This is a genomic window from Ancylomarina salipaludis (genome assembly GCF_004122035.1).
In the GTDB taxonomy this organism is placed as follows: domain Bacteria; phylum Bacteroidota; class Bacteroidia; order Bacteroidales; family Marinifilaceae; genus Ancylomarina; species Ancylomarina salipaludis.
This window is the reverse complement of record NZ_SAXA01000001.1, coordinates 512,569-537,201: the sequence shown is the minus strand read 5'-3', so window position 1 is coordinate 537,201 and position 24,633 is coordinate 512,569. Positions and strand designations below refer to the sequence as shown.

The window sequence follows — 24,633 nt, the reverse complement described above, 5'->3', positions numbered from 1 at the left end:
ATTTCCGAGTCAAATTTATTCAAACTTTCTTTTGATGAGATCAAAGAATTGAATAACGCTGTTGTCATCTTTATCCCATTTCCTAGTTTGATTAAAATGTGTGACGATTTTATCGTAGTCAGCTTGATTATTAATATATTGGATTGCTGATTTGTAGTCTTCAGGCTTGTTGTTAAAAAGTTCACGTATAAACAAAAACTGATCGTTAATTCCAATCGCAGTTTGAATATCAACTAATTTAGATCTCTGGATTTTTTCTTGCAGATTCCCACCTCTTTCAGCCTGAAGTTTGTCATTTAGGGTTGAAACATTTATTTCAAATTTTTCTTCAATAGGAGCCAAGATTTCCATTTCTTTTTGACCCGGAGTTGAAGAGATTGTAGCTATATCTTTTTCGTTGATTTGATCATTAGATTCTTCATTAATTAAATTGTCTTCTTTGAGAATAGTTTGAAGTTCATCTGTTGAAATGGCTTCTTCGCTGATCGTATCAGGATTCGGGGTCGAATGATTATTGATATTTAATTTGAGGATGTTAATATCATTATTCAAACTTAATAGACGGGATTCCAATAAAGGAAAGCCATCTTTTAAGTCATTTTCTTCATGCTGAAAATGGTTGATTAAGTTTTGGATTTCCTCAATATTATTTTTAATAAGTTGTATGATTAATTTATTGTTCATTGAATCTTTGTGTTGTTTCAAGATGATTTTTAATGGCAGTCAGCTTGAAAGATTAGAAATGAAAATAAGCCTGTTTATTAATAAAAATGATTAATACGTATTCTTTCAAAATAAGATATAAAACCTGAAATATCTATTTCAAAGGATCTGTAAAAGCTTGTAAATAGGCAAGCTTTATTTGTTTGACCACAAGCTGCTCGAATCAATAGAATTGTCAAATTCGCTGATTAACAGCTTGGTAGTGTTTTGTGATAATATATCGCAAATTACTAAATAAATTTAGAGCTTTTCTTATTTTTGTGTGACGATGTAAAATGATTAAAGAAAATAAATATGTTTCTTGAAAACGATATTAGTAGTGCAGGAAGTCGAGGATGGATTGAAGTTGTTGCAGGTTCAATGTTTTCCGGAAAAACAGAGGAGTTAATCCGACGTTTGAACCGAGCAAAAATTGCCAGACAAAAGGTTGAAATTTTTAAACCTAAAGTAGATACACGTTATTCTGAGGATGAGGTTGTGTCACATAATTCCAATGCCATTCGTTCAACGCCTGTCGAAACTGCTGCAAATATTTTACTATTGTCGAGTGATGTTGATGTTGTTGGCATTGATGAGGCACAATTCTTTGACGATGGTCTCGCTGAAGTTTGTAATGAACTTGCGAATCAGGGGATTCGTGTCATAGTAGCAGGCTTGGATATGGATTTTCAGGGCAAGCCCTTTGGACCTATCCCTGGCTTAATGGCAACAGCGGAATATGTAACCAAAGTGCATGCTGTGTGTATGCAATGTGGTAATCTGGCTCAATATTCACACCGTCTTTCAGATACAGAAAAACTGGTTCTTTTGGGTGAAAAAGACGCTTATGAACCCTTATGCCGGGTTTGTTATCGTAAAGCTAAAAGCAATTAAATTCTTATATTACAGTTTAGTTCCATTTATTTAATATCCGATTTTGAGTTCATCCAAAACATATCAGTTGAATCAAATCGCTCAAATTATTGAGGGGAATTTGGTTGGTAAAGATGATTTTGAAGTCGATCGTTTATCTATAGACAGTCGGACTTTAGTTTTGGCATCGAGAACCCTGTTTTTTGCTTTGGAAGGTGACAGACACAATGGTCATGATTACATTCAGGATTTGTATGATAAGGGAGTGAGAGCATTTGTTGTCAGGAAACCCATTGTAAAAGATCATTTTGAAGATTGCAATTTTATAATTGTTAAAAACACATTAAAAGCTCTTCAACAACTTAGCTCATATCATCGAAAAAATTTCTCATATCCGGTTGTAGCCATCACAGGGAGTAATGGCAAAACGATTGTAAAAGAGTGGCTGTATCAGATTTTAAACCCCTATTTTCGAATTGTCAGGAGTCCAAAATCATATAACTCTCAGGTGGGGGTTCCCATGTCGGTTTGGCAAATGGAGAAAGAAGACGAACTGGGCATTTTTGAAGCGGGAATCTCTCAGCCTTCAGAAATGGAAAATTTACAAGCAATTATTCAGCCAACAGGTGGAATTTTTACGCATTTAGGTTCGGCTCATCAAGAGAATTTTAAGGATTCCGGATCATTACTTCTTGAGAAATTAAAACTTTTTAAATCTTGTGATTGGATTGTCTATTGCAGCGATAATGCATTGGTCGATCAGGAAATGGTTGTTCACTACGAAGAAGACACCGAGTTGTTAAGTTGGTCTAAAACTAAAGAAGCAAGCTTACAGATACTTTCAGAAGAACATATTGATAGATATACACAAATAATAGCCCTTTATAAGGGGGACGAGAAAACGATAAGGCTTCCTTTTTCGGATGCAGCATCCATTGAAAATGCCATGCATTGCTGGTTGACATTTTTGCATTTAGGTTTGTCGGATGATAATATTCGTAAAGGGTTTCTCGATTTGCAGGCTGTTGCTATGCGAATGGAACTAAAGGAAGGGCAGAACAATTGTTTGTTGATAAACGATTTTTATAATTCTGATTTAGGTTCTTTATCGATAACCCTTGATATGCTGAATCAATACGCACAAGGGAGAAAGAAAACACTGATTCTTTCGGATATCCTTCAAACAGGGCTCAATAAAGAAAAATTATATACCCAAATTGCCGAACTGATTGATTTAAATAAAATTGAAAAGCTTGTCGGAATTGGCGATCATATTTCGTCACAGTCAGATCTTTTTAAGTGTGAGTCGTATTTTTATTCCAATACGGAGACCTTTCTCAAAACAATAGATACAAAAGTTTTTAAAAACGAAATTATATTAATTCGGGGAGCAAGAAATTTTCGTTTCGAACGAATTTCAAGTGCTCTTCAGTATAAAGCACATCGTACCATACTCGAGGTTAATTTAACGGCGATGGTACACAATTTAAATTATTTTAGGTCTTTATTGGATGCCAAAACCAAGTTGATGGTTATGGTAAAAGCCTTTTCTTATGGAAGCGGATCAAGTGAGATTGCGAATCTTCTTCAATACCACCGGGTAGATTATTTAGCCGTTGCCATAGCGGATGAAGGTGTTGAATTGAGAACTGAAGGAATCAGCACGCCAATTGTTGTCATGAATCCGGAGTTGCATAGCTTCGAAACCATGATTGATTATAATTTGGAACCAGAAATATACAGTTTAAGTGTATTAAAAAATTTTGAAGCTGTTATTAAGAAATCCGGGATGAAGAATTATCCTATCCATTTGAAATTGGATACAGGCATGTATCGTATGGGATTTACCGATTCAGAACTGGATGAATTAATCAGTTATTTAAAAGATAATCCTCATTTTTATATTCGATCAGTATTCTCTCATTTGGCAGGTTCGGATGAAGAAGTTCACGATGATTATACCGAATCTCAAATTAAGAAATTCGAAATCTGGACTAATAAGATTCGTGCTGTATTCCCATATCAGATTGACAGACATATTCTGAATACATCCGGAATCGAGCGATTTCCACAAGCTCAGTTTGAGATGGTTCGTTTAGGTATTGGCCTTTATGGTGTTAGTGCGACCAATCAGAATAAGTTGATGAATGTTAGTAGTCTGAAAACGACAATTTCACAAATAAAATGGGTTGACAAAGGCCAAACAGTTGGCTATAGTCGTAAAGGAAAACTGAACAAAAAAAGCCGTATCGGTATTATTCCAATTGGTTATGCTGACGGGTTCAATCGAAAGCTGAGCAATGGAGTAGGGCAAGTGTTGGTGAATGGAAAAATGGCAGCTGTTGTTGGAAATATCTGTATGGATATGTGTATAATAGATTTAACCGATATTGAAGCAAAGGAAGGTGATACGGTTACGATTTTTGGTGATGACTATTCGTTGAGTCAAATGGCAGAGCAGTTAGGTACAATTCCTTATGAAATACTCACAACAGTATCCCGTCGGGTTAAACGCATCTATTTTCAAGAGTAAGAAGATATATGAAAATATAGGTACAAAAAAAACCGATGATCTGATCATCGGTTTTTTTAATATCTGTAACGATACGGTTATTCAGGATGAATAGCTTCTACAGGACAAGCATCAACGCAAGTACCACAGTCAGTACATAAATCTGCATCGATAACATAACGTTCATCTCCCATAGAGATTGCTTCAACTGGACATTCTCCTTCGCAAGAACCGCAAGAAATACAATCGTCGTTAATTACGTAAGCCATTGTGTTTTATTTTTTAGTGTTAATACTATTGCAAATGTAATATCATATTTTAAACTCAAAAAGAAAATTGACTAGAATTCCTTTATTTTAAAAGAGATTAAATAGTGAACCAAAGCCTTGTTATTTGATGCTTTGCCTTAATAGCCAGTAAATAAAGACTTTTGAGTCTTGAAAGATAAGATTCTTTACAATAATCTTATTCTGATTTATTTAAGAAATCCATTGCTAAATAAGCCATTGTTCCCATTGATGTTTCTAAACTTTGATCTTCAGCTTCGAAATTAGAGGTATGCAGACCTCCTGATTTGTCTTTCTTTACACCAAATCGATAAAAACATGCTGGATACTTTTGGGAATAAAATCCAAAATCTTCGGTAGTCATTCTGATATCCATATCTTCAACCTTTTCAGAAGTTAAATAGGCTGTGGCCGCACTTTTTGCTGATCGGGTATGACCGATGTGATTTACCAAATAGGGGTAACCATGCTTGATGTCTACTTCGCATACGGCTCCCATTCCTTTTGCTGTATTTTGCGCTATTTCTGTAATTAGGCGTTTGGCTTCCGCACGCCATTTTTCATCCATTGTTCTGAAAGTACCTGCAATATTAACCTCTTGCGGAATAATATTGGTTGCACCTTCGGCTATCATTCGGCCAAATGAAAGGACAGTGGGTATTCGTATGTCAGCACGTCTGCTAACAATTTGTTGTAGGGCAACCACTATGTGAGATGCAATTAAAACAGTATCATCACAGCGGTGAGGCATAGCGCCATGTCCGCCTTTACCTTTAATTTTCAAATAAATTTCATCCCCCGAAGCCATATACATTCCTTCGCGGAATCCGACATGTCCTGACTCCATATCGGGTAAGACATGTTGAGCCATAATTAAATCGGGTTGGGGGGTAAGCGCTCCTTCTTCCATCATCATTCTAGCGCCGCCAGGAAGCAATTCTTCGCCGGGCTGGAAAATGATTAAGACGGTACCTTCCCACTCATTTTTTAGTTCCTGAAGAATTTTTGCTGTTCCAAGCAGGCTCGCCATGTGCATGTCATGACCACAGGCATGCATCACGCCAGTATTTTTTGAGCAAATTGAGTGAGAATCATTTTCTGTGACAGGTAAGGCATCCATATCTGCTCGAAGGGCCAATACTTTTTTATTCGGATTCTTCCCTTCAATAGTCCCAACAATACCTGTTTTTACAAAGCCAGATTTATAGGAAATTCCATATTCATCAAGTTTTTCTTGAATAAATGCTGATGTTTTGAATTCTTCAAATGAAAGTTCAGGGTATTGGTGCAGATGAGCTCTGATGTCCTTAATCTCTTCAAGATAACTATGACTAAGTTCTTTTATTTTATTGATGATTTGTTCCATGAGTTTCTTTCTAAATTATTAGTCTTCATTTTTTATTTGCCGGCAATCATTTTAAATTGTGACAAAAAGGATGAAAAATCCAAACCTCTTTTTCAGTGTTTTTGCAGGAAGCTGGATTGATACCAACGACCCGAACGACCTCCAAACAGTCCGGGACTTAACCCAATCAGAATGAGTAATATTATATATGAAATCTGAATATTTAATATGTATAGGTACAGAAAGTAAAATTAGAAAATTCAACTTAAGAATCAATTTTAATCTTACTGTCAATTTATGGATTAAAATTTAATAGTATATGATAAATTTAATTTGAATGAGATTTTACATTTAAGAAATTTTATAAATTGCAATGCCTAATCATTTATAAGTATTTAACGATATAATGAGTAGCTTTATCTGATTTTAATTATTTTTGTATGAATGATTTCTTTGGAAATTATGAGTTCGACTTTTTTACAACTTTATTTCAAACAGAATATATAGCTGATTGAAATATTTAAATACAATATTTTATGAGAATTTTTCATGTATTATTGATTGGATTGATGCTGTCAAGTTTTGGAGCGATTGCTCAGAATGTAAAACCTTTGATAGAATTTAAATCGAAGACTCACGATTTTGGAACTCTAAAAGAGGAAAATGGAAAACAGGTTTATTCTTTTGAATTTGTGAATAAGGGGACTTCTCCGATTATTATTAAAAATGTGCGATCGTCCTGTGGATGTACCACCCCAGATTGGAGTAAGGCACCAGTTGCACCTGGTCAGAAAGGTTTTGTTAAAACTACTTTTGATCCTAAAAATCGCCCAGGTTCATTCAATAAATCAATAACAGTAACGTCAAATTCTGATCCTGCTATTTCGATTCTTCATATTACAGGTACAGTGGCTCCACGTGTTAAAACAGTTCTGGATTCTTTCCCTCGTATGATGTCAGGTCTTAGAATGCCTAATAATCATTTTCCAATGACAAAGGTGAAGAGTACTGAAATAAAGGAAGCTTCGCTTGAAGTATACAACGATACGGATAGTGTTATGACTGTGTCTTTTAGACGAGTTCCTGCACATTTAGCGATTAAGCTGGTACCAGAAAAAATTGCACCTAAGAAAAGAGCTAAGGTTGTCGTGGTATACGATGCATCTAAAAAGAATGATTGGGGATTTGTTACCGATTATTTGGATGTTCTTGTAAATGGAAAATTTGAACCAAGAAATCGGTTTACAATTAGTGCAGATATTATTGAAGATTTTGGACAGTTGTCAAAAGAAGAGTTAGCAAAAGCGCCAAAATTAGAATTCGAAGAACGCGTTTTTAACTTTGGTGAATTACAGCAAGGCGAAAAAGCTGAGCATACATTTTTAATGAAAAACACTGGTAAATCTGATCTTTTAATTCGAAAGACAAAAACGTCTTGTGGTTGTACAGCTATTTCTCCTCAATCTAAAATTATTAAAGCAGGAGAATCTACAGAATTGAAAGTTGTCTTTAACTCCAGAGGGAAACGCGGGCGTCAAAATAAACGCATTACCGTTATAACCAATGCACCAACCTCTTCATCTGTTGATTTGAGAGTGATGGGGAATGTGGTTATGCCAAATGCGAACTAGATTCAGAATTAAAAACAACAATATTATTTTATTGTTGAAAGTATAGAGTTTTAAAAGGTTGTTGGAACGTCATTTCAACAACCTTTTTTTATTGTGAAATGCGATGCTTTAGGGACAGTTTACATGTACTTGAGTTCGTTTTTTTTTAACTTCGCATAAGCATTTGTAATCTTGAGATTTTGAATGTGATAAAATTTCTTTACAACTTTAGATGTATAAGAATAGGGCAGTAATAATTGCCCTTAAGCTAAAAAATACAATCATGGTAGATAAAAAAAATAAAGTTCATATTGAAAACGATCCTTCATTCAAGGGCTTGTCTGTTAATTCCGGGATAAGTCAACCGCCTTCAATAAACCCTAAAATTGCGGAACGCCTTAAAAATAGGAAGAGAAAAAAATATACTGTTGAACAGTATGTTAAAGGAATTTTGGATGGCAATATGGCAATCTTAAGCCAGGCTATTACTCTGGTTGAGAGTTCAAAGTTTGAACATCAGAAAACGGCTCAGGAAATTATTGAACGCTGTTTACCTTACTCAGGTAAATCAACCCGAATAGGAATTACGGGTGTGCCAGGAGCTGGAAAAAGTACCTTTATCGAAGCTTTTGGAAAGCATGTGACAGGTATGGGGCATAAGTTGGCTGTTTTGGCTATCGATCCAAGTAGTGAGAGAACCAAAGGAAGTATTTTGGGTGATAAAACACGAATGGAAGAACTGGCTGTTGATCCTCATGCTTATATACGGCCTTCACCGTCTGCAGGTTCATTAGGAGGTGTTGCTCGTAAAACTCGCGAAAGTCTTATATTATGCGAGGCTGCCGGATTTGATACGATTTTAATTGAAACTGTAGGTGTGGGACAATCTGAAACGGCAGTTCATTCAATGGTCGATTTTTTTCTATTGATTCAAATTGCAGGTGCCGGTGATGAATTACAAGGTATCAAGCGGGGGATTATGGAAATGGCCGACGCAATTGCGATTAATAAGTGTGACGGAAGCAATGTCACTAAAGCAAAATTAGCACGCGTACAATTTGCGAATGCTCTGCATTTATTTCCTCTGTCACCTTCAAAATGGTCACCTAAGGTGTTGAGTTGTTCATCTCTTGAGCGTACAGGAATAAATGAAATTTGGGATACCATTATGGATTATTGTCAGCATACTCGTGAGAATAATTACTTTGATAACCGTAGACGAGAGCAAGCAAAATATTGGATGTATGAAACAATTCATGAACAATTAAGAGATAATTTTTATCACGATAACAAAATCAAAGGGATGATTCCTGATTTTGAATCAAAGGTTTTGAATGATGAAATGAGTTCCTTTATAGCAGCTTATAAATTATTGAATACCTATTATGATGGGGTTAAAAAAGGGGAATAATTATTTCTAAATATGGAATATCTTATTAAAACCAACTTTAATGGTGAATATGGTATACTTATCGAAATAACTTTCCGGACTCAAATTAAATAATTAGTTTTAGCAGATTCTAAACTTAAAATTTTAAAATACATTTTATGAAAAAGTTACTTTTCGGGGTAGTTGCAGTTTCAGTTTTATTTGCAGCATGCAATACTCAAAAAAAATACGAGCTTTCAGGTAAGATTGAAGGACAAACAGATGGAAAAATATTTCTGAATATCGAAAAAGACAGACAGCTGGTTAAGATTGATTCAGCTGATATTGTTAATGGTGAATTTAAAATTGAAGGTAGTGTAGCTGTTCCTGATATGTATTATTTACAAATAGGAGATAAAAGAGGCGCAATTCCTGTATTTTTAGAGAATGCTCCGATTAAAGTTGAAGCAAATGTTGAGGCTTTGCGTGACGCAAAAATTACAGGATCAGCTTCACAGGATCTTTATAAGGGGTTTGTGGATTCTATGATGGAATACAAGGCTAAACAAGAGCCTATTGTAGCAGCTTACAGAAAAGCAAATGCTGAAAAGGATGAAGAAGCTGTTAAAAAAGCGATTGCTGAGTATGACGCTATTGATGCAGAAAAAATGGAAAGTATCAAGACATTTGTTAAAGCGAACAGCAATTCAGCTGCCATTGCTATTGTAACTAAAAACAACCTGCTTAACCAGTTGAAAGTTAACGAGGTTGAGGAGTTGTATAATACGTTTGCTGAAGATGTTAAAGCAACACGAAGCGCTATTGCCATTAAAGAAAGAATCGAGTTGCTAAATAAAGTTGCTGTTGGTCAACCTGCTCCTGACTTTACTTTAAATACACCAGAAGGTACACCTTTTAGCCTTTCAAGTCTTAAAGGTAAGGTTGTTGTTATGGATTTCTGGGCATCATGGTGTGGTCCTTGCCGTAGAGAAAATCCTCATATGGTTGAAATCTACAATGAATTGCATGACAAAGGTGTTGAGTTTTTAGGCGTTTCTTTAGATAAGAAAAAAGAGGATTGGGTAAAAGCTATTGAAAAAGATGGCTTAATTTGGAATCACGTTTCTGATCTTGAGTATTGGAATTCTGCTGCAGCTAAACTTTATGGAATTAATTCTATTCCTGCTACTGTAGTTATTGATCAGAATGGTGTTATTGTTGCCAATAAAGTATTTGGTGACGAGCTAAAGGCTGAGCTTGAGAAACTGTTGAAGTAGTCAAGATTTACAGAAGGAAACTTCTCACAAGAAAAGCCTGAGTGACAGTGAGTCTCTCAGGCTTTTTTATGCCATTTAATGCCATAAAAAAGGGAATCCATATAATGATTCCCTTTTTAATATCTATTGTTAGTATTAGCCTAGTTTGCTTATTCTATCTAGCTTAACCTTATCTAAAATTTTAATCTTTCTACCATCAATAGCAATCACACCTTCGCCGGCAAAAGTTGATAGCGTTCGAATTGCATTTGAAGTGGTCATGTTGGATAAGTTCGCAATATCTTCTCTTGACAGGTAGACTTTGATGGTAACTCCATCTTCTTCAAAACCGTAAGTATCGCGAAGGAATAGTAGTGATTCTGCCAAACGTCCCCGAATATGTTTTTGAGTTAAGGTAACAGTTCTGTTATTCGAAAATCCCAATTCGGTTGCAAATGAACGAATGATACTTAATGAAAGTTCAGAATTCGTTTTGATCAGTTTTAGAATCATGTCATAACTTACGGTACAAGTCACTGAATCTTCAATAGCAACGGCAGATGCAATATTATTTTCTTCTGCAAAAAGAGCCCTGTAACCAATAAAACCAATTGGTTTAGCCATACGTACTATTTGTTCACGGCCGCCAACACCCTCCTTGAATATTTTAACTTTACCTTCTTTCAATGAGATAAGTCCAATCGGTTTTTCACCTTCTTTGTAAATATATTCACCTTTTTTAAAAAAGCTACAACTCATATTTTGCTGTAAATTCTCTTTTTCTTCTGGAGAAAGCACATTATAAACTGAATTGGGATGGTTAATTACCTCAATGCAGATTTGTTCTCTAATCTTTTTATCACTCTCAATCATGATCGGATCTGGTGTATGAATTTTAGAAATCGGATATGTTATAAAACATTCCAAATGTATGAAAATCAAATTAAATGGCAAAAGGAATAAAGAAATTAATCTTCAATCATTTTATGTTGTATAATTATCAGACATTCAGGCGTTTTGATTAGTTCTTAATGTTTTGCAACCAAAGGAATCTTCCTGCCATAGCCAAAAGCCTTTGATGAAACGCGTAAAACAGGTGCTGTTTGAAATCTTTTGTACTCATTCATATTCACAAGACGAATAATCTTATCAACCACCTCTTTAACAAAACCTTGTTCGATGATTTCATTTACGGGCATATTCTTTTCGATATATAAAAAAAGAATTTTATCCAGAATGTCGTAGTCTGGTAAGGAATCTGAGTCTTTTTGGTCAGGTCGTAATTCAGCTGAAGGTGGTTTAACGATACTATTAAGAGGGATGACTTCTTTGTCCTTATTCATAAAGTAGGCCAGTTTAAAGACATCGGTTTTGTATACATCGCCCAATACGGCAAGCCCGCCGTTCATATCGCCATAAAGTGTGCCGTAGCCAACTGCGGATTCACTTTTATTGGAGGTGTTGAGAAGGATATGGCCAAATTTATTGGATAGGCCCATCATCAGGGTTCCTCTGATTCGTGCCTGGATATTTTCTTCTGCAACATTAAAAGGCAAGTCGCCAAAAATAGGAGCAAGGCTGGTTTCAAATGATTTAAAAATATCCTGAATAGGAACAATTTCGTACTGGATACCCAGGTTGTTGGCCAAATCGATAGCATCTTTTACCGAATGATCCGAAGAAAATTCAGAAGGCATGAGTAAAACACGAACATTTTCTTTTCCAAGGGCTCTTTCGGCTAAGACAACTGTTACGGCTGAATCAATTCCTCCTGATAAGCCCAGTGTTGCCTTTTTGAATCCCATTTTCTGAAAATAGTCTTTCAATCCTAAAACCAGAGCATCGTGTATTTTTTCGATATAATCGATCTCTTTTTCTTCAACTTTTAAGTTTTCAATTTCATCGAGATTGATAAGGGCATAATCTTCCTGAAAATAGTTGAGTCGACAAGCCACATCTCCTTTTGAGTTAATCACCATGGAATCACCATCGAAAATTAACTCGGTATTGGCACCTATCTGATTTACATAGATGAGAGGCAATTGGTATTTTTTTGAGACCGAATGAAGAATTTCGGTTCGAATGTGTCGTTGATTGTGTGAAAAAGGAGACGCTGCAATATTGACAACAAAATCAGGTTTAAGAGGGCTTAACTGTTCCATAGGTGAGATGGTATACAGAGCTTCTTTTGCAAAATTATTGTCAACGGGCTGTTGCTCCCATAAATCTTCACAGATCGTTATGGCTATTTTCTTCCCTTTGTATTTAACCAAACGGTACTCGGTATTTGGCTCGAAGTAGCGGTATTCATCAAAAATATCGTAAGTGGGTAAAAGGGTTTTGTTGTGTATACTTTGAATTTTTCCATCAGTGATGAAAAAGGCCGAATTGTATAATTTTTTACCCTTGGTATGAGGATTGATTGAAGGGCCACCAACAATGGCTGCAATATCGGTACAATGAGTGGCTACCTGATTCATGGCAACCTGTGTTTTTTCAATAAAATCTTTTCGTTCCAATAAATCTTTAGGCGGGTATCCACAAATTGCCAGCTCAGAAAAAACGACAAGATCTGCCTTCTCAGTCTTGGCTTTATTGATAGCCGTAATGATTTTATCCGTATTAAGTTCGAAATTTCCTATATGATAGTTAAGTTGTGCTAAAACAATCTTCATTTCTGTATGATTTGTACGATAATTTGATTTAATCCCCTTGTTGGGTGATGGGCAAAGTTAATGATAAATCATTAATCTTTTAAAGCTCAATGCCCTAATGAATAGACAAATTTTAGAGCCAGAAATATGGGTTTTTAACTTTGAAGCCTCCTGTATTTTGGTAATTTTGAATGGAACTTATTTTCCAATAAGACAAAACATATTCTTTTATATAAGTCGCAATGGCTTTGCTTGTTTATAAGTTCAGACATAAATTTAATTGAAATAAAATGAGAAGATTAGCATTGTGCATGCTTTTAGGATTGGCCTGTGTTTTTGTTGCTTGCCAATCGAATAAACTGAAAGTTGATGTGTCTAATATCGAATTAGATATAAAAATTGATCGATTTGAAAAGGACTTGTTTGCCTTAAAAAAGGATGGATCATTCAATGAACTGAAAGAGAAATATCCTAAAGTGCTAAAACTTTATTCTGAGAAGGTTATTGGTTTGGGCCAGCTTGAAGATCCAAATTTCCCCTTATATCTGAACAAGTTTCTCAACGACTCAACTATGAATCTTGTGGCTGACAGAATTGATTCTGTTTTTCCCAATCTTGATTCTCAGGAGAAAGAATTGACTGAAGGTTTCAAGCATCTAAAATACTATTATCCCAATAAAACGATACCTAAACTTTTTTCACAGCTTTCGGGTTTTAACCAATCTATTGTTGTAGATGAAGGGCTGATTGGGGTGAGTCTGGATAAGTATTTAGGGAAAGATTGTGATTTTTATGCTTTTTTGAGTCGACCCGTTTATTTGCGTGAAAACATGTCGCCCGATCGGATTGCTCAGGATATTTTGTTGGCTTATGGTTTGACTGAATTTCCTTTTAAGGCCAAGGCTCAGAATCTGATGGAGCAGATGATTTATCAGGGCAAAATTTTGTATTTCTTGCAGGCTTTAATGCCTGAAAAGGCAGAGTATGATATTATGAAGTATAGTCCTGAGGATTTGCAATGGTGTGTGAATAATGAAACTCTGGTTTGGGCCTTCCTGATTGAACAAAAGCACTTGTTTAGCACAGAAAGCAGTATGCTTCGTAATTACATTCACGATGCGCCGTTTACCACGGGTATGCCACAAGAATCTCCCGGACGTATTGGAACATGGATTGGATTGCAGATTGTGAAGTCGTATATGACCAAGCATCTCGAAATAAGTTTACAGGATTTGATGGCGAATAATGATTATGCAGCCATACTCAGGGAGTCGGCTTATCAGCCTTGATTGTAGTTTACTTGTGGTATTTTAGATACCAGAAATTAAGCCACAAATTTCTCAAATTATCACAAATTATTTTTGGTGCTAGTCTTTTACAGTAAACTGTTATTGCTCACTTTAATTTGAGAAAATCTGTGAAATTTGTGGACAGTAATTGAAACCTATGCGTCATTATATTTTAAGTATTACTTAAAATTAAGAAGAGTTATTTTTTGAAATGATAGATGAAGAAAAAAAACGGATCCGTCGTGAGATTCGTCAACTAAAAAATGCGATAAGCCTGGAAGATAAAATTCGCCGATCGAAGCTTATTTTGGATAAAGTTGAGCAATTACCCGAATTTATTGCTGCCAAAACAGTGATGCTTTATTGGGCTATGGAGGATGAGGTTCAAACCTCTGATTTTGTAGTGAAGTGGGCAGCGAGCAAGCGTGTGATATTGCCTTGCGTGAATGGTAACGATCTCGATTTGCGAGTGTTTAGAGGTGAAGAAGATTTAGTTGCGGGTGAGAACTTTGGTATTCCTGAACCCTCAGGCGAACTCTTTTTGGATTATACTGAAATTGATTTGATTTTGGTTCCAGGGGTCGCTTTCGATGTGGATAACAACCGTATGGGAAGAGGGAAAGCCTATTACGACAAACTGCTTTCGAGTCTTAATGCCTATAAACTGGGGGTTTGTTTTGATTTCCAGCTTTTGCAGTCGGTTCCTACCGATGAGCACGATATTAAGATGGATTGGATTGTTTCGGAATAGCTTTAAAATAAGCCAATATGGAGACTTCAATCTCCAATTTTGCTTGAAAGAGTCAACCTATATTTTTTCGAAGCTGAAGAATTTAAAATTATTGATAATGTCTCTTATACAGGCATTATCATATTTTTAAAATATTATGGGTTTAAATTCTTTTCAGGCTAATTATGACTAGTCTAAGTGAGATAATTGACTTAATATATCTCTTTCAATTTCTTGTATGTCTAAACATCGTGAGAGTTTTTATTAATATACGTTGTCATGTTGCTAAATAGGGTCTCATGTTAGTTTTTACCTTACCATGTCGGAAAAATTAGCATCATGTTGGTTTTTTACTCGTCATGTTGAACATGGAGCCCAAATAATTAACATGACGGGCAAAATATCAACATGGAAAGAATAATAATAACATGGTCATGAAAAAAACGACATGAGATAATAATAATGAACATAGGACGATAAATTCTGGCATGACGTAATATAAAACGACATAATAACTTTGGCATTGTCAGTTATAAATACGAAAGCTGGATTTATCTGGTTTGGTTTACTCTTCTAATAGAATTTGTTTGCATAAATCAAGAGGCCGTCTCAAATCTAAGTTTGAGACGGCCTCTTTTTGTTATATGATATAATGTTTAAATATGAATCACTTCATCATAGGCAGCAGCAGCTGCTTCCATTATCGCTTCACTCATGGTTGGATGAGGATGGATAGCTTTGATTAACTCGTGACCTGTGGTTTCAAGTTTACGGGCTACGACTAATTCAGCAATCATCTCGGTGACATTAGCACCCACCATATGGGCTCCTAAAAGCTCACCATATTTCGCATCGAAAATCAATTTTACAAAACCTTCGTTGGCACCGGCAGCACTTGCTTTACCTGAAGCAGAGAATGGGAATTTACCCACTTTAATTTCGTGACCAGCTTCCTGTGCAGCCTTTTCAGTCAATCCCATTGAAGCAACTTCGGGAGTGGTGTATGTACAACCAGGGATAGTCGTGTAGTCGATAGGCTCAACATGCATACCTGCGATTTTCTCTACACAACAGATACCTTCAGCAGAAGCCACGTGAGCTAATGCAGGGCCTGCTACGATATCACCAATCGCATAAACGCCCTCAACATTTGTACGGAAATACTCGTCAACAACTACACGTCCGTTTTCGGTTGCAACACCAGCCTCTTCAAGACCAATATTTTCAGTATTAGGTGTAATACCTACAGCTGAAAGAACGATTTCACACTCGTGAACTTCGATCTCACCTTTTTTATTTTTGATGTTTACTTTTAGATCTCCTTCGGTTCCTTCAACAGACTCAACCGATGAGTTAACCATCACCTTAATTTTATTCTTTTTGAACGAACGTCCCATTTGTTTTGAAACTTCTTCGTCCTCAATAGGAAGAATGTTTGGCATAAACTCAACCAAAGTAACCTGAGTTCCAAGGCTTGAGTAGAAGTAAGCAAACTCAGATCCAATTGCACCAGAACCAACAACAATCATCGATTTAGGTAATTTCTCAAGAGTTAGAGCTTTACGATAACCAATAATAGTTTTACCATCCTGAGGCAAGTTTGGTAATTCGCGGGAGCGAGCACCTGTTGCTAAAATGATATGTTTCGCTTCGTAGTTGGTTTTGCTACCATCTTCAGCCAAAACTTCCAGTTTCTTATCAGCAGTTAGTTTACCAAAACCATTGATAACAGTAACCTTGTTCTTTTTCAATAAATATTGAATACCTGCACTCATTTTGTCGGCAACGCCACGGCTACGAGCCACAATTTTTTCAAAATCAGGCTTGATTTCACCTTCTACAGCGATACCATAATCAGCAGAATGCTTCATATAATCGAATACCTGAGCTGATTTTAATAATGATTTGGTTGGGATACATCCCCAGTTTAAACAGATACCACCAAGTTCGGCACGTTCAACTACGGCAACGTTCATACCCAATTGTGCACCTCTGATGGCGGCTACATAGCCTCCGGGTCCACTTCCTACTACTATTAAATCGTAAGTCATTTTTATTATTGTTGTTTAGTTTATTAATACATATTACGTTTTTCGATCTGTTTATGATTCTGTAATTATAGAATCCCGATCTTTTTTAAATTCGATGCTAATTTATTAATTCTAATTCTAAATAACGCCTATTCGTCTACTTTTCTACTTAGTTTTAAAAGACTTAATTGAACTATTTTTGCAATGATAAACAAAATGACGAATGAGAATATAATGGTAGCACCCGATGGGACATTAAGTTTGTAAGCCATAAACAAACCTAAAAGTGAGCCAATTATGCCAAAAGTTATTGCTCCGATAATCATTTTACCAAAATCTTGCGTAAACATATTGGCAATGGTTTGTGGAATGGTTAAAAATGAAATGACCAGTATGATTCCCACCACTTTGATGTTTAAAACAATGGCTAAAGCGACCAGGGCAATCATCAGGTAGTTGAGAAATTGAACGGGTGCTTTATGTGTTTGTGCATAGGTCTCGTCAAAGGCCACATAAACAATAGGGCGCATCATTAGGGCAAAAACAGAAATGGTTAGAACACTTAAGGCTGAAAGCAGGTACAGGTCGAGACTCGATACCGTTAGAATACTACCAAATAAGAAACTCATGAGATTTGGGGCATAACCCGGGGTCATATAAATAAAAATAATTCCCAATGCCATTCCCAATGCCCAAAGGATACCTATGACAGAGTCCTGTCGCACATCTGTTTTCTTCGAAACCCACTCGATTCCCAATGCCGAAAAAACACCAAAGATGGCCGCTCCCAGTATGGGATTGAGTCCAAGAAACCAGGCAATGCCAATGCCTCCAAATGAGGCATGAGTGATTCCTCCACTGATGAATACAATGCGTCGGGCAACGATATATGTTCCAATAATTCCACAGGAGATGCTGGCCAGAATAGCTGCACCAATGGCATTTTGGAAGAAATTATAGCTTAAAATGTCAATGATTTCGTTCATGAATCTTTGATTTCAGTTGGTCTGTGATTTAATGTTTTTTCAAAACGCGATGAGGGACATCGCCATGGGTAATTAAATCGATGGGACAGTTGTATGTTTTGAGTTGTTCCTGGTTGATAATGTTTGAATCGTGATAACACAAACTTCCGTTGACACATGCAATGGTTTTAACATGTGAACTTATGGTTCCGATATCATGGGAAACCAGAATGATGGCCATGTGTTCGTTAAGCTTATCTAACACCCCGTACAATTCCATCTCAAAATGGCTGTCGACATAGGTGTCAGGTTCATCAAGAATGAGGATTTGAGGATTGGAGATGATGGCCCGACAAAGAAATACCCGTTGTAACTGACCCCCGGAAAGCTCTCCGATATTCTTATTCTTAAGATGAAGAATACCCATTTGCTCCATTAATTCTTTTGCTTTCCTTTTATCTTCGGATTGATATCTGCCAAATAACTTTTTGTGTGACATTAGTCCCGATAAAATGACTTCGCGGACAGAAATTGGAAATTTTCGATCGATGGTATTAATCTGTGGCAGATAACCAATCAGATTGTCATCGATGTTATTGAATTTTATGCTTCCTTCAATGGGTTTTATCAAGCCTAATATCACCTTTAGCAGGGTTGTTTTTCCACCACCATTGGGGCCAATAATACCTATGAAATCATTTTTCTTAACAATGAGATCAACATCCCTTAAAACGATTTTGTTGTCGTAACCAGCATAAACGGACTTCAATTCAAGTAGTTTGGTCATTTTAGTCTTGTTATTTTGAGATCAACTAATATTCTGAGTTTATACAAAATACGAAGTAATTCTCAGAAAATATGATTTTGGATTTAAACAAGTGTTTTTACGAATCAATACGAAGCTAATTATCGTTTTAGATAGCTTAATATTCGATTCATTTCGGTTAACCAATTTTCACTTAAAGGATCTATTTGAATCAATTCGGCATCAATTTCTGCCGCTATGGTTTTTGCATTTTCAATATTAAATTGTTTCTGCAGGAAGACGATTTTGATATTATTCTTCTTAGCAAGATCAAGCATCTCTTTCATATGAGCCGGCGATGGGGCTTTACCATCGTGTTCAATTGATATTTGAGTCAAACCATAGTCACGGGCAATATATGAAAGTGCCGGATGATAAATCATGAATGCTTTTGAGGGCATTTGGTCAAAAATAGCTTCTGCACCTTTATCCATGATGTTGATATCCGTCATCAACTTCATATAATTCATCGTGTATTCCTGTTTTTTTTCAGGTGCCAATTCAACTAAAACCTTAAATGTGTTGGCAACCAATTGTTTTGCCGTTTTAGGTGATGACCAAACATGCGGATCGATTCCTCCTTCGTGAACATGATCGCCATGACGAAATTCGGGCCCCTTAATAAATTCAATTCCTTCAGAAATATCGATGCTTTTGATTTTAGATTTGCCATTCAACAGTTTTCCTAACCAAGCTTTTTCGAATGGGATATGACCGATTTTTAGATACAAGGATGATTGAGACATTTCCTGCATCTGTCTTGGCGTTGGCTCGTAGCTGGCTGGGCTTGCCCCTGGTGGAATAAGCACGTTCACTTTAAAATCATTACCGGCAATACGTTCGATAAAGTATTTTTGAGGTAGAATACTGACCGAAATCAGTTTATTATCAACTTTGTTTTGTTTCGAATTACATGCTTGAAATCCCAACGAAATTCCCAGGCATAGTATTAGTAGAGTGATTTTATTCATTTGATTTTGATTCTTTAATTTAGAATAGTTTCAAATAACAAATGTAAAATATTTTACTCAATTAGCAATCTCAGAACCCAATTAAAGCAACTCTTCCTTAAGAAATTTTGCTGTGAAGGATTCTTTACATTTCACAAGCTCTTCCGGAGTTCCTGAATACAAAATCCGGCCTCCATTTCGACCACCTTCAGGTCCAATATCAATAATATGATCTGCTACCTTAATTACATCCATGTTGTGCTCAATGACGATTACCGTATTGCCTTTGTTTACCAGACGATCAAGGACTTCAAGCAATACGCGGATATCTTCAAAATGTAAACCCGTTGTGGGTTCATCCAGAATATAAAGGGTTTGACCTGTATCGCGTTTGGCAAGTTCAGTGGCCAGTTTAACGCGCTGAGATTCACCACCGGATAGGGTAGTTGAGGGTTGTCCCAGTGTGATATACCCCAAACCAACGTCCTGCAAAACTTTTAGTTTAGGCAGAATGCTTGGAATATTTTCGAAAAATTTAACAGCCTGATTGATGGTCATATCCAAGACATCGCCAATTGATTTTCCCTTATATCTGACCTCAAGGGTTTCGCGATTGTAGCGTTTCCCGTTACATTCATCGCAATGCACGTAAACATCAGGAAGAAAATTCATTTCGATGGCACGAACGCCTGCTCCCTGGCAGGTTTCGCAACGTCCACCTTTCACGTTAAACGAAAATCGACCTGCCTTATAGCCCCGGATTAGGGATTCAGGTAGTTTTTCGAAAAGTTTACGGATATCACCAAAAACATTGGTGTAGGTTGCCGGGTTTGAACGTGGGGTTTTCCCCAATGGTGCTTGATTCACCTCCACAACTTTGTCGATATGCTCTATACCTGTAAGCTTATCGTAGCTTAAAGGATCTTTAACTGATCGGTAAAAATGTTGAGAAAGGATAGGTTGCAGTGTGCCATTAATCAAACTTGATTTGCCGCTTCCCGAAACGCCGGTAACGCAAATGAATTGCCCAAGAGGAAAACTAATATCCACATTTTTTAAGTTGTTTCCTTTACAACCCGTCAATTCAATGGTTTTACCATTTCCTTTCCTACGCTCAGCCGGAACTTGAATTTCTTTTTCCCCGTTGATGTATTGCGAGGTTAGGCTATTCCCCTTAAGCATTTTATCCGGAGTCCCTGCAAAAACAACTTCTCCTCCATGTTTTCCGGCAAATGGCCCCATATCCACAACGTAGTCAGCGGATTGAATCATATCCTTATCGTGCTCAACAACGACAACCGAATTACCCGAATCGCGAAGTTGGCGTAGGGAATGAATCAATTTTTGATTGTCTCTTTGGTGTAAACCAATACTGGGTTCATCGAGTATATAAAGGACATTAACCAGTTGCGAACCGATTTGTGTTGCCAGTCGGATACGTTGTGATTCGCCACCTGAAAGGCTTACCGAACTTCTGTTTAATGATAAATACTCCAAGCCGACATCAAGAAGGAATTCCAGTCGATCGCGGATTTCTTTTAAAACCTCAGTTGCTATCTTTAGTTGTTTGTCGCTTAAGTGGGCTTCTACTTCTGAAAACCATTCGCTTAAAAGACTAAGATCCATTTGAGCTAGATCTGTAATATTTTTATCGTGTATTCTGAAATAAAGCGATTCTTTTTTTAAACGCTGCCCTTCACAAGTTGGACAAAGTGTCGTCTTTATGAATTGTTCGGCCCACTTTTTTGCTTTTTTCGAAGTGGTGCTGTTTTCCTGATTTGAGATATATTTCAGAACCCCGTCAAAACTTAAAAAGTAGTTTGAAGAACTTCCTAAAGGTGTATTCTCAAGTTTGAAAGTTTCGCTCGAACCATCCAGAATAATGCTTAAAGCTTCTTCCGGAATATCTTTGATTGCAGTTTTTAAATCGAAATTGTACTTGCGGGCAATGGCTTCAATTTGCCAAAATATCAGGCTATTCTTATATTTCCCTAATGGAACAATACCTCCTGAGTGGATACTGATACTGTCATCGGGAATAATTTTTTCAATATCGATGGCACTAATTTGTCCCAGTCCTTTACATTTTGGGCAAGCTCCATGTGGTGAATTAAAAGAAAAACTGTGTGGTGCAGGCGTGTTGTAGGAAAGCCCTGTGCTTGGACACATCAGCAAGCGACTGTAATATTTTACCTCTCCACTATCCTTGTCCATAATCATGGTGATGCCTTTGCCATGTTTCATAGCCGTCTGAATTGATTCTTTCAGACGTTTGTCTCCAACTTCATCCACGACTAATTTGTCGATAAGAATTTCAATGGTGTGGCTTTTATAGCGATCTACCTTAAATCCATGAAGGAGTTCCACAATTTCGCCATCGACACGAGCGTAGAGAAAGCCTTTCTTTCTAATTTGTTCGAACAGTTCTTTGTAGTGACCTTTTCGTCCCTTAACAACCGGGGCTAGTATATAAATACGCTTTTCGTTGAATTTATTGTAGATCAGGTCGATGATTTGCTCATCGGTATACTTCACCATTTTTTCGCCTGTCTCATACGAATAGGCGACACTGGCTCTGGCAAAAAGTAATCGAAGAAAGTCGTAAAGCTCCGTAATAGTACCGACTGTTGATCGTGGGTTTTTGTTCGTTGTTTTTTGCTCTATGGCAATTACCGGACTCAGCCCTGTGATTTTATCCACATCGGGGCGTTCCATCCCTCCAAGGAATTGACGTGCATATGCAGAGAACGTTTCGATGTAGCGACGTTGGCCTTCGGCATAAATTGTATCGAAAGCCAATGATGATTTTCCACTACCACTTAAGCCGGTAATTACCGACAATTGGTTACGTGGAATGCTAACATCTATATTTTTAAGATTATGAACTCGGGCACCCAGAACATCGATGTTCTCAGTTTCCAGGATTTCATTTGAAACGGTTTGTTTAGCTATATCTTTCAATCTACAATCTCCTTGTGCTTTTATACTCTCAATTTTCTGAAGGCTTGTTAAGCATTATTTAGTCTCATAAGCCAGTTCTCTATTCTTTTTTTTCTTGAGACGCTTTGTATTCAGAAAATGCAAAATTAATATATCCTTTGGCAGGAAGTGTAATTTCGTACTCTTTTTTATATTTATTTGTGAGATAGGACTTTCTAAGCCAGGGATTAAAGAATTTTAAAATTTTGTAATTGACCCCGTTTTCTTTAGCAAAGAGAGCAAAATCTTTAATGCCGGTTTTGATTTTAAGCTTGCGAGTTGGAATATTAGGGTATAGGTCACAGTCGCGAAACTTGAAGCCAAAATTCTGCGGATTTTCCATAATGAGTTTTGCAGCTACAATCCGGAACAGATAACGTGCAGATTCTTCACCAAGCAATAAATCGTAATAACTCCCTGCATCCTGAAGTTTCATTTGTGTTAATATGTGAGTGCGACCCGCATTATAGGAGGCAGCAACCAAAGACCATGAACCGAATTTTGCGTAAGAATCTTTCAAATACTTACAAGCAGCATAGGTCGATTTTTCAACATTGTAACGTTCGTCAATTTCTTTATTTATTTCCAGATTATAGTCTTTTGCGGTAGGCACCATAAATTGCCAAACACCTACTGCACCAGCAGGAGATACAACCGTAGGCACCAAACCACTTTCTATTAAGGCTAAATATTTGAAATCGTCCGGAACATTTTCTTGTTTAAGAATAGGTTCGATAATTGGAAAATAGCGATTAGCTCGTTTAAAAAAGAGCAAGGTTTGCGATTGCCAATAGGTATTTATGAGTAATTCTCTATCAAGAGATTCTTTTACATCCCAACGTTCAAGAGGAATGTCTTCCTCAGCAAACTGAAGTTGACTGGGAATCTGGATGGCATAGACATTGTATTTATCCATATACTCTGTACCATTGTGTTCGTTATCTTGGTTTGATAATATAGAATAATTAAACAACTGAGCAACGATATAGCCACAGACAATCAGGGCCAGAGTAAGTAAAATATTTTTGGTGATACTATTTTTGAACATGGGTTGTTTTTTTAGCGTGCTTGTCAACAAATCGGCTTGTAATTTTTTTTAGAATTGATCGAAATACTGTTTGAATTTATCAGGATCTACCGATACGCAAATTCGGGCGTATTGGGCAGCCTTTTCCTTATTGCACCTCGTAAAATAACTTAGAGATACCGATCCAATTCTTTTTTCTAAGAGTTCTTCTTCTGATTTGTTTAGAATGACAAAGATGCCAATTGCCTCGTTTTCGGTATAAAATTCAGATGCGAGGAGTCCTTTTTCTTTTAAATAATCAATATTCTGACGAATGCCGTCAACCGTGATTTTTTTAAAATTGTTGCTAGCCAGTTTACCTTTTTCGGATGTTAATAAACTAGCGACCAATAGTTGTGAAAAGGCATTGATTCCATTCGTTGCGTACATTAAACGAATGCCAAGTTCAGTATTAAATTCCGGATTTATAGAATGAATAAAACCTAATCGCTGACCACTCAGACCTAAAGATTTACTAAAACTCTCAACAATAATGACATTTTTAAAGGCGAGTAATTCCTGATAGAATTTGTCTTCCTGATCACAGAAAATTCTTCGGTAAGGACAATCGATAATAACAGTTGTTCCATTATCATTAAGAATTTTGATGATTCGAATCAGCTCAGAATCATCAATTTTATTCCCAATTGGATTGTTGGGATCGCAGATAATGACGGCGGAATTTTTAATTTGGGTTAAGCGATTTTCTAAGTCGTTAAAATCGCTATAACTTCCAGCCTGTATGTCGCGAATAGTCATTACTTGAAAGTAAGAGCCCCAATAATACTCGGGTAAGAGGATTTGATCAAGCTGAAGTGTCTGGAAAGTGAGATCGAGAGCTGACATGCCTCCACCGCTAATGTTGATATTCGAAAGCTGGCTTTTGTTGTTAAAATAGTGCTGATTGATTGCTTCACGCAATTCCAATCGGCCCTGAGCAGGTGGATAAACCTGCATGTCTGTGCTATTAAAGTCCATATCTTCAACAACAGACTTTAAATCGATATTGCAAACGGCATTTACACCACGGTTGAGTAGTAAATATTCTTTCCCTGTCTCAATACTCTTCGTTTTAATCTTCTCTCCAATGCCAACTATGGCCGAATATTTTGCTCCGCTCTTACGTATTTGCATGATTTTATTTGTGTATATAGGTTCTCTTTTTAAGGCTTATTTAGATTTATTCAAAGATAAGAATATCTGTGAGTCTG

At 36.6% G+C, this 24,633-nt stretch carries 19 protein-coding genes; 7 read left to right on the top strand and 12 right to left on the bottom strand.

From position 1 onward, the window contains the following. Positions 1-15 precede the first annotated feature (15 nt). Positions 16-684 carry a hypothetical protein gene (locus tag EO244_RS02220; RefSeq protein ID WP_129252485.1) on the bottom strand — a complete coding sequence of 223 codons (669 nt, stop codon included), beginning with the start codon at positions 682-684 and terminating at the stop codon, positions 16-18. 333 nt (positions 685-1,017) lie between these two features. On the opposite strand from EO244_RS02220, the gene EO244_RS02215 reads away from it, so the two are divergent. Then, a complete protein-coding gene (locus EO244_RS02215; protein WP_129252483.1) occupies positions 1,018-1,596 on the top strand; it encodes a thymidine kinase in 579 nt (192 codons plus the stop codon). Between the two features lie 43 nt (positions 1,597-1,639). Then, positions 1,640-4,108, top strand: a complete 2,469-nt coding sequence (locus tag EO244_RS02210) for a bifunctional UDP-N-acetylmuramoyl-tripeptide:D-alanyl-D-alanine ligase/alanine racemase (protein ID WP_206734446.1) — start codon at positions 1,640-1,642, stop codon at positions 4,106-4,108. 77 nt (positions 4,109-4,185) lie between these two features. Here the strand turns inward: EO244_RS02210 and EO244_RS02205 are convergent, their stop codons facing one another. Both EO244_RS02205 and EO244_RS02200 read right to left on the bottom strand, forming a co-directional pair. Next, on the bottom strand, positions 4,186-4,356 hold the full coding sequence (locus tag EO244_RS02205) for a DUF362 domain-containing protein (protein WP_125029604.1): 171 nt from the start codon (positions 4,354-4,356) through the stop codon (positions 4,186-4,188). 196 nt (positions 4,357-4,552) lie between these two features. Beyond that, complete coding sequence (locus EO244_RS02200; protein WP_129252482.1) at positions 4,553-5,740, bottom strand: M20 metallopeptidase family protein; 1,188 nt, start codon at positions 5,738-5,740, stop codon at positions 4,553-4,555. A gap of 515 nt (positions 5,741-6,255) precedes the next feature. Between EO244_RS02200 and EO244_RS02195 the strand changes: the two genes are divergently transcribed. The 3 genes from EO244_RS02195 to EO244_RS02185 all read left to right on the top strand — a co-directional run bounded on the left by EO244_RS02195 (position 6,256) and on the right by EO244_RS02185 (position 9,975). Then, a complete protein-coding gene (locus EO244_RS02195) occupies positions 6,256-7,350 on the top strand; it encodes a DUF1573 domain-containing protein (RefSeq protein ID WP_129252480.1) in 1,095 nt (364 codons plus the stop codon). A gap of 262 nt (positions 7,351-7,612) precedes the next feature. Continuing rightward, complete coding sequence (gene meaB, locus EO244_RS02190; RefSeq protein ID WP_129252478.1) at positions 7,613-8,740, top strand: methylmalonyl Co-A mutase-associated GTPase MeaB; 1,128 nt, start codon at positions 7,613-7,615, stop codon at positions 8,738-8,740. Between the two features lie 137 nt (positions 8,741-8,877). Then, the gene (locus EO244_RS02185; RefSeq protein ID WP_129252476.1) at positions 8,878-9,975 is read left to right on the top strand and encodes a TlpA disulfide reductase family protein; all 1,098 of its coding nucleotides are present in this window, start codon (positions 8,878-8,880) and stop codon (positions 9,973-9,975) included. Between the two features lie 135 nt (positions 9,976-10,110). On the opposite strand, the gene EO244_RS02180 is transcribed toward EO244_RS02185, so the two are convergent. Beyond that, positions 10,111-10,827: a Crp/Fnr family transcriptional regulator gene (locus tag EO244_RS02180; protein WP_129252474.1), complete on the bottom strand. Its 717-nt coding sequence runs from the start codon at positions 10,825-10,827 to the stop codon at positions 10,111-10,113. 155 nt (positions 10,828-10,982) lie between these two features. Then, positions 10,983-12,629 (bottom strand): NAD+ synthase, encoded by a 1,647-nt coding sequence (locus EO244_RS02175; protein WP_129252472.1) that lies wholly within the window; start codon positions 12,627-12,629, stop codon positions 10,983-10,985. Positions 12,630-12,898: 269 nt separating this feature from the next. Between EO244_RS02175 and gldB the strand changes: the two genes are divergently transcribed. Together gldB and EO244_RS02165 are read left to right on the top strand one after the other, a co-directional pair. Then, the gene (gene gldB, locus EO244_RS02170; RefSeq protein ID WP_129252470.1) at positions 12,899-13,897 is read left to right on the top strand and encodes a gliding motility lipoprotein GldB; all 999 of its coding nucleotides are present in this window, start codon (positions 12,899-12,901) and stop codon (positions 13,895-13,897) included. A gap of 211 nt (positions 13,898-14,108) precedes the next feature. Beyond that, positions 14,109-14,648 carry a 5-formyltetrahydrofolate cyclo-ligase gene (locus EO244_RS02165; protein ID WP_129252469.1) on the top strand — a complete coding sequence of 180 codons (540 nt, stop codon included), beginning with the start codon at positions 14,109-14,111 and terminating at the stop codon, positions 14,646-14,648. Between the two features lie 635 nt (positions 14,649-15,283). On the opposite strand, the gene lpdA is transcribed toward EO244_RS02165, so the two are convergent. From lpdA to EO244_RS02130, 7 genes are all read right to left on the bottom strand, one after another. Further along, positions 15,284-16,678, bottom strand: coding sequence for a dihydrolipoyl dehydrogenase (lpdA, locus tag EO244_RS02160; RefSeq protein WP_129252467.1), 1,395 nt, complete (start codon positions 16,676-16,678; stop codon positions 15,284-15,286). Positions 16,679-16,806: 128 nt separating this feature from the next. After that, on the bottom strand, positions 16,807-17,643 hold the full coding sequence (locus EO244_RS02155; protein ID WP_206734445.1) for a metal ABC transporter permease: 837 nt from the start codon (positions 17,641-17,643) through the stop codon (positions 16,807-16,809). Between the two features lie 28 nt (positions 17,644-17,671). Beyond that, entirely contained in the window at positions 17,672-18,409 is a 738-nt protein-coding gene (locus EO244_RS02150) for a metal ABC transporter ATP-binding protein (RefSeq protein WP_129252465.1), read from the bottom strand. 119 nt (positions 18,410-18,528) lie between these two features. Beyond that, positions 18,529-19,398: a metal ABC transporter solute-binding protein, Zn/Mn family gene (locus tag EO244_RS02145; protein ID WP_129252463.1), complete on the bottom strand. Its 870-nt coding sequence runs from the start codon at positions 19,396-19,398 to the stop codon at positions 18,529-18,531. An 81-nt stretch (positions 19,399-19,479) separates the two neighbouring features. Beyond that, a complete protein-coding gene (gene uvrA / locus EO244_RS02140) occupies positions 19,480-22,329 on the bottom strand; it encodes an excinuclease ABC subunit UvrA (protein ID WP_206734459.1) in 2,850 nt (949 codons plus the stop codon). Between the two features lie 88 nt (positions 22,330-22,417). After that, entirely contained in the window at positions 22,418-23,404 is a 987-nt protein-coding gene (locus EO244_RS02135; RefSeq protein WP_129252461.1) for a lytic transglycosylase domain-containing protein, read from the bottom strand. 48 nt (positions 23,405-23,452) lie between these two features. Further along, entirely contained in the window at positions 23,453-24,556 is a 1,104-nt protein-coding gene (locus tag EO244_RS02130; RefSeq protein ID WP_129252459.1) for a pyridoxal phosphate-dependent aminotransferase, read from the bottom strand. Positions 24,557-24,633: the final 77 nt, after the last annotated feature.